The sequence below is a fragment of the Sorangium sp. So ce1153 genome (assembly GCF_051521595.1).
Taxonomy (GTDB): domain Bacteria; phylum Myxococcota_A; class Polyangia; order Polyangiales; family Polyangiaceae; genus Sorangium.
Window position 1 is genome coordinate 926,593 of record NZ_CP150361.1, and the last position, 12,028, is coordinate 938,620.

Below are 12,028 nucleotides of genomic sequence, written 5' to 3' on the forward strand. Positions count from 1 at the left end.
GCCGCCGTCGCCCGGCCCGCGCGCCGGCCGCCGCGCGGGCTGCCCGCCGCGCGCGCTCAGCGCCGCCCGCCAGAGCCGCCTCGACGCGCCCCCGCCGCCGGGTTAGGCGCTCGCCGTGGCCACCGTCCGACCCTTCCGCGCTTACCGTCCCCCTCAGGCGCACGCGGCGCGCGTCGCCAGCCCGCCGTACGACGTCATCTCCACCGCCGAGGCGCGCGCCCTCGCGTCAGGGGGCCTTCACAGCTTCCTCCGCGTCTCGCGCCCCGAGATCGACCTGCCCGAGGGGACGGACGAGCACGACGACGCCGTCTACGCCCGCGGGGCGCAGAACCTCGCCGACCTCATCGCCACCGGCGATCTCGCGCAGGACCCGGAGCCGCACCTCTACCTCTACGCCCAGAAGATGGGCGAGCACCGGCAGATCGGCGTCGTCGGCTGCGCCTCGGTCGCCGAGTACGAGCAGGACGTCATCAAGAAGCACGAGAAGACGCGCCCGGACAAGGAGGACGACCGCACCCGCCACATCGAGGAGCTCGGCGCCCACGACGAGCCGGTGTTCCTCACGTACCGCGCCGACGCGGGCATCGACAGCGCGGTCGCGCAGGCCACGCAGTCGCCGCCCATCTACGATTTCACGACCGCCGACGGCGTCGAGCACAAGCTCTGGGTCCTCGGCCGCGCGGCGACCGCCGACGTCGAGGAGCGCTTCCAGCAGATCCCGACGCTCTACGTCGCCGACGGGCACCACCGCAGCGCCGCGGCCGCGCGCGTCCACCGGAAGCTGCGCGGCGACGGCGGCGAGCACGACGTCTTCCTGGCCGTCGTCTTCCCGCACGACCAGATGAACATCATGCCCTACAACCGCGTCGTGCGAGACCTCGCCGGCCGCGGCCCGGAGGCGCTCCTCGCCGCCCTGGGCGAGCGGCTCGACGTCGCGCCGGCGCCGGTCCAGGACGGCGCGGCCGCGACGCCGGCTGGCCCGAAGGCGTTCGGGCTCTACCTCGGCGGCCGCTGGTACACAGCGAAGGTCCGCCCGGGCTCGTTCGACGCGGAGGACCCGGTGGCCTCGCTCGACTGCTCGATCTGCCAGGATCAGATCCTCGGCCCGGTCTTCGGCGTCAGCGACCCCCGGCGGGACAAGCACGTCGATTTCGTCGGCGGCATCCGCGGCGTCGCCGAGCTCGAGCGGCGCGTCGACTCGGGCGCGTTCACGGTGGCGATCCTCCTCTATCCGACGCAGATCGGCGAGCTGTTCGCGGTCAGCGACGCGGGGCTGCTCATGCCGCCGAAGAGCACGTGGTTCGAGCCGAAGCTCCGCAGCGGGCTCTTCGTGCATACGTTCTGACGGGCGCGCCCCGCCGGGGGTAGACTGCGCGCATGGCGGACATCAAGCGCGTATCACCCGGAGAGGCGAAGAGGCTCATCGACGAGGAGGGGTATCTCTACCTCGATGTCCGGAGCGAGCCCGAGTACGCGGCTGGCCACCCGAGCGGCGCGCACAACGTGCCGCTCCTGCACGCCGGCGCCGGCGGCATGAAGCCCAACCCGGACTTCCTGGATGTGGTCTGCTCCCTGTACCCCAAGGACGCGAAGATCGTCGTGGGCTGTCGGTCCGGACAGCGCTCGATGCGCGCGGCCGAGGCCATGGTGTCGGCCGGCTACACGGCCGTCATCGATCAGCGCGCCGGCTTCGAGGGGCCGCGCGACGCGTTCGGCGCGCTGACCGAGCGGGGGTGGGGGCCGGCCGGGCTGCCGGTCGAGACGACCACGCCCGGCGCGTCGTACGCCGAGCTCCGGCAGAAGGCCGGCAGGTAGGGCGTCAGCGCGCGCGGTCGTAGTCGAGCGCCGCGCGCTCCACGACGTCCCCGTCGCGGGCGGCCCGCTCGGCCTCGGCGAGGAGCTCGGCGGTGAAGACGGAAAGCCCCCAGAGCCCGCCGTCGCGGCGCCGGAAGAGGTAGCGCGCCCCCCGCGCGGTCTCGACGACGGCGCGGTCGCCGTCCACCTCCACGCGCGCGACGCCGGAGAGGTCCCGGCGCAGGCGGGCGATCCAGCCGAGCCGCGTCGACATCTCGACCCAGACGTCCGCGCCGTCCTGCGCCTCGGCGTGCGCCCGGTACAGGGCGAGCAGCTTCGACCGCTCCGGCTCCGGATAGCTGCCCTGGATCCGGTCGCTGGCCTCCTGGCGGTGATCGTGGATCGCGTGACAGGCGTGCTGCGCCTGATCGTCGAGGGCCGCGAACGTGGCCCGCACGTCCCCGCGGCCGATCGCGCTCGCGATGCGGAGATACACGCCCTCAGGCGTCGTCTCCTTGGGTTGACGGACGACGGTGAAGCCCGTGAGCCCGCACGCGGCGGCGGTGACTCCCAGTGCGATGACGGTACGGCGGTGCATGGTCGACGAACGTGGGGGTGGAGCCGAGGGGCGCTCCCTCTACCACGCTCCGGCGCGCAGCGGTTCGCGTCGCCGCCCCGAGCGCCTCGCCGCGGCCTCGGGCGCCTCGCCGCGGCCTCGGGCGCATTGCCGCCGCCCCGAGCGCGTTGCCGCCGCCCCGAGCGCGTTGCCGCCGCCCCGAGCGCGTTGCCGGGGACCGCGCCTTCCGCTACGAACCGGCGTGCTCCACGGTGCGCGTGTCGCAGTCGTCATCCCCGCGCGGGACGAGGCGCGCTGGATCGCCGAGGCCGTGGGGGCGGTCCCCGCCTTCGTCGACCACGTGATCGTCGTGGACGACGCCAGCCGAGACGGCACGGCCGAGATCGCGCGCGCGGCCGGCGACGAGCGCCTCGAGGTGCTCGTGCACCCTGCGTGCCGCGGCGTCGGCGCGGCCATCGTCGCCGGCTACAGGCGCGCTCGCGCCCTCGGCGCCGCCGCCGTCGCCGTCATGGCAGGAGATGGACAGATGGACCCGCGCGACCTCCCGCGCGTCGTTACCCCGATCACCACGGGCGAAGCCGATTATGTGAAGGGCGATCGCCTGCGGCACCCCGACGTGTGGCGCGTCATGCCCCTCCAGCGCCTCGCCGCCACCGCGGCGCTCGCGGCGCTCACCCGCCGCGCGGCGGGGCTCGACGCGCTCTCCGACAGCCAGTGCGGATACACCGCCATCTCGGCCCGGGCGATCGACGCGCTCGACCTCGACAGCCTCTGGCCCCGCTATGGATATCCGAACGACCTGCTCGCCGCCCTCGCGGCGCGCCGGCTCCGCGTCCGCGAGGTCAGCGTGCGCCCCGTCTACCGCGGTGAGGCGAGCGGCCTCCGCGCTCGCCACGTGCTCACCATTCTTTTCCTCATCGCCAGGAGCGCCATAAGGCAGCGCCTGAGTTGATCGGGAAATCGCAGCACGCCCAGGCCAGGACGGAATGCGCGAGTTGCGTGAATCGACATGAACCCCCGCGTAAAAAGGTCGACAACTCGCGCGTTGGTTCCATAGCAAGCCTGGTCTAGCGACCTGGCTCATCGACCTGGCGCGTAGGGCCCCGCAGGCGCGGACCCCGGAGCCATGCTTCAACAGGGGGGGTGACGGACGTGGCGATCAGCCGAGCCGCCTGGTTCAGAGTCTGGAATCTGGGGAGGGCGCGGACTCGCTCGTTCACACCCCGGGTCGTGGCCTATGCGTTCGGCATCGAGCTGCCGTATAGCCTGCTTGTCCCGGTCGCTCACCTGCGGCTCCTCGGCGTCGTGGACTCGACTGTCCAGGCGCGCATGGTCGGGCTGATCGGGCTCATGTATGTCGTCAAGACAGCGGGCCTCATCGCGCTGCTCGTCCACATGCTGCGCCCGATCGAGCGCCTGCGTCGGTACGCCGTGGGCCACCCGCTCCGCAGCGGCGCGGGCTTCGAGGAGCCCGGCGCCGGCGCCGCGGCGCCTCCGGAGGGTCTCATCCTCGCCGCGGCGAACGCCGCCTACGACACCCCGCTTGCGTTCGCGACGGTCTGGGCGATCTCGTGGGCGCTCCTGTACCTGCCGGTCACCGTGGCGTTCTACGTCATCGCGCCGGACCAGAGCCCGCTCGGCGTGCAGCGCGGCGTCGCGCTCGCCCTCTTCGCGCTGGCCCTGTTCGCGGCCGCGCTGCCGCTCGCCTACAGCATCCTCGGCCGCCTGCTCTCGCCCGCCGCCGGCGTCATCTCGCTGATCGCCCGCGAGCGCGGCCTCTCCGTGCCGGGCAAGGGCTACTCGCTCGCGGTCCGCCTCGTGATCCTCGGCGCCTGCCTCGCCATCGCGCCGACGAGCTGGATGGCGGCGATGGTGCTCGGCGAGACGGCGGAGCCGGCCAAGCCCGGCCTGAACCTCACGCTGGCCATCTTCTCGATGGTCGCGGTCACCTGGGCGCCCGTCTGCGCGGGCTTCCTCGCGGGCGCGCTGGCGGGCCCGTTCCAGCAGGTCGCCGCGGTCATCCAGGCGATCGTCCGGCGCGGCGAGGTCGACCGGCTGGAGCGGATCCCCGTCTACTTCAAGGACGAGATCGGCGCCCTGGCGGGCGGCGTCAACGCGATGGTCGATCGCCTGGAGGAGTCGTCCCGGCGCATGCGCAGCTACCTGGCCGAGCGCGAGCGCCTGCTGCAGGACGCGGCCCAGCGCGCGGCGCAGCTCGGGGCCGTGCTGGACAACCTCGTCGAGGGGGTGTTCGCGTGCGACCGCCAGGGCCGGCTGACGATGCTGAACGCCTCGGGGCTCAGGCTGCTCGGCCTGTCGGGCCGCTCCGAGCAGGTCGGCCGGATGGTCGAGGAGGTGATGGACCTGAGCCGCATGCGCCACAGCGACGGCCGCCCCTTCACGCGCGACGAGCTGCCCATGGTGCGGGCGCTCGCCGGCGAGACCATCGTGCAGGAGGAGCAGGTGCTCGCGGGCGGCCGCGCGGGCCGGGACGTCTTCCTGCGCACCAGCGCGGCGCCGATCCGCAGCGAGTGCGGGACGATCCTCGGCGCCGTCACGGTCGCGCGCGACGTGACGGAGCTCATGGAGCTCGATCTCGTCAAGGACCAGTTCATCCGGGTCGGCGCGCACGAGCTCAAGACGCCGGTCGCGATCATGAAGGGCTACGCGCTCGCGCTCCTGCGCAACACGACCGACCTGCCGGCGCCCCGCCGCAAGATGCTGGAGGCCATCGATCGCGGCGCGGACAGGATCAACCGCATCGTCGACGATCTCCTGGCGATCTCGCAGGTCTCGCTCGACGTCCTCCATGTCTCCGAGGAGGACGTCGACCTCGGGGCGCTCCTGCAGGAGACGGTCGATCGCGCCGCGAAGTCGGCGAGCCGGCACCGCGTGCGGCTGTCGCTCGGGGCCGAGCGGCCGCCCGTCGTGCGCGCCGATCCGGAGCGGCTGCGCCAGGTGCTCGCGAGCCTGCTCGACAACGCGGTGAAGTACTCGCCGGACGGCGGCGACATCGACGTCCGCGTCGCCGTGGCGGAGCGCGCGCCGGTGTCCCGGCCGTCGCTCTGCGACGCCGCGCTCTTCTCGCACCGCCGGGGCTCGACGCCGAGCTTCGAGGCGATCGTGTCGGTGCGCGATCAGGGCGTCGGCATCCCGGCCCACAAGCAGGCGCGGATCTTCGAGCGCTTCTTCCGCGCGCACACGGACACCCGACACGACTACGGCGGCATGGGGATCGGGCTGTTCCTTGCGAAGGACATGATCTCCCGTCACGGTGGCCGTATCTGGTTCGAGAGCGAGGAGGACAAGGGCAGCACGTTCTATTTCACCGTTCCACTCAGCAGCGAGGCCCCCACGGTCGACCGACGATGAGCTGCAGACACGCAAAGACGGTGCTCCTCGTGGAGGATGACGCGGACCTCGTGGCGCTCATCTCCCTCGTGCTCCAGGAGGGAGGCTATCGGGTCAAGATCGCGTGCAACGGCCGTGAGGCGCTGGCCAAGCTGGAGAACGACATCCCCGATCTCATCCTGCTCGACATGAAGATGCCGGTGATGAACGGACCGGAGTTCGCCCGCGAGCTCGAGGTCCGGCACGGGCGACAGGCGCCCATCATCGTGCTCACCGCCGCGGCGGACGCGCACCGGCGGGCGGCCGAAGTGGGCGCCGACGCGTGGCTGGGCAAGCCGTTCGACCCGGACGCGCTGCTCTCGACCGTGAGGCGTTACACAGGGTGAGCGCGGGGGAGCTGCCGGCGCTCGGCGAGGTCGCGCCGCACCTCGGCCCAGTACCGCGCGGGGAACCGGCGGTAATCGAACCCGGTCGCGCGGAACACGCGGGTGATGCGGGCATAACGGCGCAGGCTCCACGCTCTCATGATCTGGAGCGAGGGGTGGAGGCCGCGCGCGTCGATGAACGGCGCAGCCCGCGCGTAGAGCGCCGGCATGACCTCGTCGAGCCAGGACCGCATCAGGCGCTCGTACCCGGGCGTCCCGATGCAACGTCCGGAGATCACCTGTGCGCGCGTGACGCCGTGACGCGCGAGCTCCTCCTCGGGCAGATAGCAGAGGCCGCGATCGGCGTCCTCCTGCATGTCCCTGAGGTTGTTGAAGAACTGATCGAGCCGGCCGAACTCGCCGGCTGCGTCCCAGTGCTCTGTCGTCAGGAACGGAACCAGCTGGAAGATATGGCCCGACAGCCGCATCAGCATCGTGTCGTGCTCCTTCATCGTGCGGATGAGGAGCCCGGGCGCGTGGTAGTCAGCGAGGGCGAGCAGGTAAGCGTCCCAGGCGGCGAGCGAGCGCTGCTCGACGTCGTCCTGCTCCCGCCGCTCGCGCGCGGCGCCGCGATCCGGGCCGCCCGCGTCCCGGAGCCACAGCGCGCGGATGGCCGAGAGCTCGCTCGCGAACGGGCAGCTCGGATCGACGAACCCGCGTGAACGGACGAGCCGCCACGCCTCCATGAACCGGCTGAAGCGCTGCTCGTGCGGCTCGATGCGCTCGTTCTCGGCGAGGCGGTCGACGATGCGGATCCAGCGGATGCGCTCGAGCCACGCCTGCTTCACCTCGGGCGCAAGGCCGAGCACCCAGGCGGCGTTGTCCTCGTCCTTCAAGGCGTCGTCAGACAGGGCGCGATAGTGCGATGAACCGACGACCGCTGAGATGGGCTGGTATGCAGTCCGCTCCGACACCGGCGCCGAGGCGGGTACGCAATGCAGTCCAGGAGAGAGGGGGTGAATAGGTTTCACGAGAACGCGTGCCGCCGTTGATTGTGCCTGTCGCCAGTGTCGCCCCGGGCTCGTGTGCGGTCATGGATGATGACGGCCGTGACCCATCACGAGGACCTGGATCACCTGGTTTGACGGTGACCCGTGGTTCGATGTTCGGTGGAACTTTCCGCTCCTCCGCGCGATGCAAGGTGACGCCCGCTCGCCTTCCTTTATGAGACCTTATAGTCTCCCAGTCGACGCGGAAATTCGTCGTCCAGGGCACGGGCGCCGCGGATAATGCGCCGATTCCCTGCGTGTTTTGCCGGTGTGCTGGGGACACGCCGCCAATGAGCATCGGTGTATACCCTGGGTTCATACGTTGTCCAACGGATAAAACCGAGGCTGGCCCGGCGTTTTTACGCTTTCCTGGGCTGTCACGGCGGTTCTTCAGGCGTCCTGGGCAGATGGCTTTTCCGGAGTTCCGGGCGATATGTCCACTCCGCTCACGGTGCCAACCGGCGGTCAGGCCGTCGGAGCGCGAGAGCCTCTGTCTCTCTCGCTCGGCTTCGCCATGGCGCGTCGCGACCGGGGCCGCTCCGCGGCGCGATCGGGCGGCGCGCGGGCGAGGTGCTAGACGCTCTCGCGCGCTGATCGATTCAGCGCCTGCCGGCGTGATGCGGTGAGCGCGGTGAAGATGTGATTGCGGTCACCGCGCTGGACAGTCATCCGCGCTCGGCGTGCTCGCGGGATATCCGCTCCAGACAGAGGTGCAGAACAAGATTCCTGGCGTTCCTCGCCCACGTCTCCCTCGGGCGGACGTGGGCGGGGCTTCGCGACGCCAGCGCGGCGCTGGCCAGCGTCGGTTCCCCTGGCCCGCCTCGCGGGCTACCGCTCGCGCAGCCGGGCCACCCGGTCGCGCCAGTACTGCAGGTCGAGCGTCGAGAAGAGCGCGACGGCGCGGGCGATCTGCCGCCCGCGCTCGGGATCGCTGCGCGGGAGGTGCCGCGCGAGCTCGAAGCGGGCGCGCGCCTCGTCGACGGGCAGGCCGCGCGACAGGGCCTCGCCGATCGCCTCGGCCCAGCGCCGCCGCGCGTGGGCGCGGCGGCCGGCGAGCCACGCGGCGAGACCCCGCATCCGGAGGGAGGTCGAGCGGCCGAGCGGGAAGATGGTGGCGTACCTGCCGAGCGCGCGGCACGCCTCCGCCGAGAGCCGCGAGAGCTCGCGCCGCTCCGGCGCGCTCCGGGCCTCCTCGAGGAGCGATAGCAGCACCTCGCACGTCGCCGCGTAGCCGTACAGGCAGTGATAGCCGGCCGGCTGCCCCTCGAGGATCAGCGCGAGCGTCCGCTCGGCGGCCGCGCGCGCGTCGTCGCGGGCGCCGCGGAGCAGGTGCCCCAGCGCGACCTGGCCGTGCGTGATCAGCTGCGTGCGATCGCCGAGCCGCTGCACCTCGGGGGTGAGCTCGTCGAAGATGGCCGTCGCGCCCTCGCCGTCGCCGAGCAGCAGCCGGCACTGCGCGCGGCCGCTCTCCGCCCAGATGTGGCCCTGCGCGTTGTCGCTCTGGCGCGACGCGAAGGCGAGCGCGCTGTAGCGATCGAGCGCCTCCATCCAGCGTCCCTCGGAGTGCGCCACGCCGGCGAGCAGCGTGATGCACTCCTCCTTGCGGCGGCGGTCCTGCAGCGCCTCCGCCAGCCGCTCCGCCTCGGTGAGCAGCGCGCGCGCGTCCCGGCACCGGCCCTCGCCGAGCGCAGTCAGCCCGCGCAGGCACGAGACGAACGCGACGCCGCGCGGGTCCTCCAGCGCCGCCGCGGCCCGGGCCGCGCGCGATGCGTACGCGTCCACGACCGCCTTCCACGGGACGTACCCGAACGCGACGCTCAGGGTCGCGTAGCCGCGCGCGAGCGCGAGCGACGGGCCGAGCCGCGCCGCGGCGTTCGTCGCGGTCAGCGCCGCCAGGAAGGCGAGCGTCGGCTCGTTGCGGAACAGGTACGTCTCCGACAGCTTCTCCGCCGCGAGCGACGCCTCGGCGAGGCGCTCGCGCTCGTGCGCGTCGCGCGCGACAGGGATCGGGACGCCCGCGACGTGCGCGAGCTGCAGGCCGAGGTGCCTCAGCGAGACCGTCACCGGGCGGAGCCGCTCCCCCAGCCGTGCGCGCAGCGGCGCGCCGCTGCGCGACGTGCGCGACGCGCGCGACGTGGACGCGCGCTCGCCCGCGCGGATCCACGCCGCCTCGTCGCGGGAGAGCAGCCGGAGCGCCGCCGCGCAGTGCCGCTCGGCGCCGAGCAGGTCGCCGAGGTTGTAGTGGGCCTGGCCGAGCCGCCGCTCCCAGCGCGCGCGCCGGAGCGGCGGCGCGCGCTCCTCGGGCGCGAGCGCCCCGTCGAGGTCGAGCGCCCTCCTGTAAAAATCCACCGCGTCGCCGGACGCGCCCGTCGCGAGCGCCTGGGCGCCCGCCTTGTCGAGGTACTCGAGCGTCTTCGGGACGACGCCCGCGATCGTGTAGTGGTGGGCGAGGAGCGGGTACGACAGCGCGAGATCCGGCGCGTCGCGGTGCCGCCGCTCGATCGCGCGCGCCGCCGCGCCGTGCAGGGCCCGCCGCTCCGCCTCGGGGATGCCCGCGTAGACGATCTCGCGCAGCTTGTCGTGCACGAAGCGGAGCTGCCCCGGCTCGGCCGCCTCGAGCACGTGGCGGCCCTCGAGCTCCGCGAGCGCGTCCATGGCCTCGACCTCGGCGAGGCCGGCGGCGCCGAGCAAGAGCCGCTCCTCCAGATCGCGGCCGAGCACCGACGCGAGCCGCGCGAGCGCGAGCGCCCGCTGGCTCAGGCCTGACAGCCGGCGCGCCACGAGCTCGCGCAGCGAGCCCGGCAGCGGCAGCGCCGCGGGCGGCTGGCTCGCGCGCGCCGCGCGGGAGAGCTCCTCGGCGGCGGCGCCCTCGGCGCTCGCGCGGATGCGCCACACGTAGCCCTCGTCCCGGTAGATCATCCGCTCCTGGATCGCGGCCCGGAGGTACTCGGCGATGATGAACGGGTTCCCCTCCGACTGCTCGAAGAGGTACCGGACGAAGGCCTCGGGCGGCTCGTCCAGGGCGAGCATGTCGCGCACCATCCGGCCGACCGCGGGGCGGTCGAGCCGCCCGAGCGCGATGCGCGACGCCCACGGCGCGGCGAGGAGCGAGGAGAGCGCGGGGGACGTCTCCTCGGTCCGGTACGTGCCGAGCAGGACCACGGGGTGCGCCGCGAAGTAGTCGGCGTCGAGGTGCTCGAGCACGCCGCGCGAGTTCTCGTCGGCCCACTGGAGGTCGTCGAGCACGAGCAGGACGGGCCGCGTCGCCGCGAACGCGGCGAGCGTGTCTGCGAGCGCGGTCTGCAGCCGGTAGCGGGCGGCGTCCGGGGGCAGCTCGGGCGGCTCGGGGTAGCGCTCGTGGCCGCGGAGCTGGGTGAGCGACGGCTCGTGCGGCGCGAGGACCCGGCCGCGCGGGCCGAGCAGCGCGTCGTAGCCCCCGGGCCCGAGCTCGTTGCACCTGTCGGCCACCGCGAGCAGGAGCGGGCGGAACGGGTGCAGCGGCGCGGCCTTGACCGCGCCCTCGCGCTCGTCGGCCGCGGAGACGGCGGCGCACGCGCCCGCGACGACGGCCATGTGGATGAGCGCGGCCTGGTGCGCCGCCTCGACGGCGAGGCGCGTCTTGCCGACGCCGCTCTCGCCGCCGACGAAGACGAGGCTGCCCTGCCGCCGCTCCTGGGCGCGCTCGAGCGCCTCGCTCAGCTGCCGCAGCGCCTCGGCGCGCCCGGCGAGGCGCGGCCGGTAGAGGTACGGCTGCGCCGCCGGCGCGCGCGCTTCGCCCCGCCGCGCGGGCGCGTCGTCCGCGCCGAGCTTCGCGAGGGCGGTCGCGACGTCGTCGGCGTAGCCGAGCCGGTCCTCGGGGCGCTTCTTCAGGAGCCGCGCGATGAGGGCGTCGAGCTCGGGGGGCACGTCGCTGACGAGCTCGGAGGCGGGGAGCGGCTCGGCGTAGAGGTGCATGGACAGCACGACGGAGCTCGAGTCGCCGAGGAACGGGACCGCCCCGGTGACGACCTCGTAGAGCATGCAGCCGAGCGCGTAGAGGTCCGCGCGCGCGTCGACGAGATCGCCGCGGATCTGCTCGGGGGACATGTAGTCGGGGCTGCCCATCAGCCTGCCGCCCGACTGGAGCTCGTCGCGCCCCTTGTGGCCCTCGAACTGGAAGGCAAGGCCGAAGTCGAAGAGCACCGTCGCGCCGTCCTCGCGGATGAAGACGTTGTCCGGCTTGAGGTCGCGGTGGACGAGGCCGCGGCCGTGGACGTACGCGAGCGGCCGGCAGACCGCGCGCAGGAGCGTCAGCGCCTGGCGGAGCGCCCCGCCGGCGGCGCGGTAGAACGGCCGCGGCGCGAACGGCTGGCACGAGCGCGGGATGATCGAGTCAGGGCTGATCTCGGCCGTCGCGGTGCTCGTCAGCGCCTGCGCGTCGAACCCCGAGGACACGCTCACGGTCGGCTCGCTGTTCACGCTCGCCCGGCCGCGCCAGCGCTCCTGGTTGTGGTCGCGCAGCGTGCGCCCCTCGAGCAGCTCCATCGCGTACCACGGGATGCCGCCCTGGATGCCCTCGTCGAGGATCCGCACGACGCCCGGGTGCTGGACGCCCCGCAGGGCGTGGATCTCGCGGCGGATGCTCGAGACGAGGCTCTCGTCGCTCACGCAGACAGTCTTGAGCGCCGCGAGCGCGCCCGTGGCGCTGTGCTGGGCCCGATAGACGACCCCCATCCCGCCGCGGCCGAGCGGCTCGAGCACCCGCCACGGCCCGACGGACGCCGGTACGTCCGGAGAGTGCTTGGCCTGTCGCGAGCTCGGCGTGGTGATCATCTGGGGACCAAGGCGTCCCTGGCCCGGGCCGGGATTCGCTCCAGGTGGTAGGCCGAGGGCGAGCTCCCCACATCGCCGCT

8 protein-coding genes are annotated in these 12,028 nt (G+C 73.3%); 5 read left to right on the top strand and 3 right to left on the bottom strand.

Features of this window, described 5'->3' with window-relative positions:
• Positions 1 to 115: 115 nt before the first annotated feature.
• Together WME85_RS03320 and WME85_RS03325 are read left to right on the top strand one after the other, a co-directional pair.
• A complete protein-coding gene (locus tag WME85_RS03320; protein ID WP_437835232.1) occupies positions 116 to 1,345 on the top strand; it encodes a DUF1015 domain-containing protein in 1,230 nt (409 codons plus the stop codon).
• A 32-nt stretch (positions 1,346 to 1,377) separates the two neighbouring features.
• A complete protein-coding gene (locus WME85_RS03325) occupies positions 1,378 to 1,815 on the top strand; it encodes a rhodanese-like domain-containing protein (protein ID WP_437307581.1) in 438 nt (145 codons plus the stop codon).
• A gap of 4 nt (positions 1,816 to 1,819) precedes the next feature.
• Here the strand turns inward: WME85_RS03325 and WME85_RS03330 are convergent, their stop codons facing one another.
• The gene (locus WME85_RS03330; protein WP_437835233.1) at positions 1,820 to 2,392 is read right to left on the bottom strand and encodes a hypothetical protein; all 573 of its coding nucleotides are present in this window, start codon (positions 2,390 to 2,392) and stop codon (positions 1,820 to 1,822) included.
• A gap of 220 nt (positions 2,393 to 2,612) precedes the next feature.
• Here WME85_RS03330 and WME85_RS03335 point away from each other — a divergent pair, with 220 nt between their 5' ends.
• The 3 genes from WME85_RS03335 to WME85_RS03345 all read left to right on the top strand — a co-directional run bounded on the left by WME85_RS03335 (position 2,613) and on the right by WME85_RS03345 (position 6,108).
• Positions 2,613 to 3,323 carry a glycosyltransferase family 2 protein gene (locus tag WME85_RS03335; RefSeq protein WP_437835234.1) on the top strand — a complete coding sequence of 237 codons (711 nt, stop codon included), beginning with the start codon at positions 2,613 to 2,615 and terminating at the stop codon, positions 3,321 to 3,323.
• A 278-nt stretch (positions 3,324 to 3,601) separates the two neighbouring features.
• Positions 3,602 to 5,743 (top strand): HAMP domain-containing sensor histidine kinase, encoded by a 2,142-nt coding sequence (locus WME85_RS03340; protein ID WP_437835235.1) that lies wholly within the window; start codon positions 3,602 to 3,604, stop codon positions 5,741 to 5,743.
• Entirely contained in the window at positions 5,740 to 6,108 is a 369-nt protein-coding gene (locus WME85_RS03345; RefSeq protein ID WP_437835236.1) for a response regulator, read from the top strand. The genes WME85_RS03340 and WME85_RS03345 overlap by 4 nt, the downstream gene beginning before the upstream one ends.
• Here WME85_RS03345 and WME85_RS03350 read toward each other — a convergent pair.
• Together WME85_RS03350 and WME85_RS03355 are read right to left on the bottom strand one after the other, a co-directional pair.
• Positions 6,096 to 6,983: a squalene/phytoene synthase family protein gene (locus tag WME85_RS03350; RefSeq protein ID WP_437835237.1), complete on the bottom strand. Its 888-nt coding sequence runs from the start codon at positions 6,981 to 6,983 to the stop codon at positions 6,096 to 6,098. The genes WME85_RS03345 and WME85_RS03350 overlap by 13 nt on opposite strands.
• A 981-nt stretch (positions 6,984 to 7,964) precedes the next feature.
• Positions 7,965 to 11,948, bottom strand: coding sequence for a serine/threonine-protein kinase (locus WME85_RS03355; protein ID WP_437835238.1), 3,984 nt, complete (start codon positions 11,946 to 11,948; stop codon positions 7,965 to 7,967).
• Between the last annotated feature and the right edge of the window lie 80 nt (positions 11,949 to 12,028).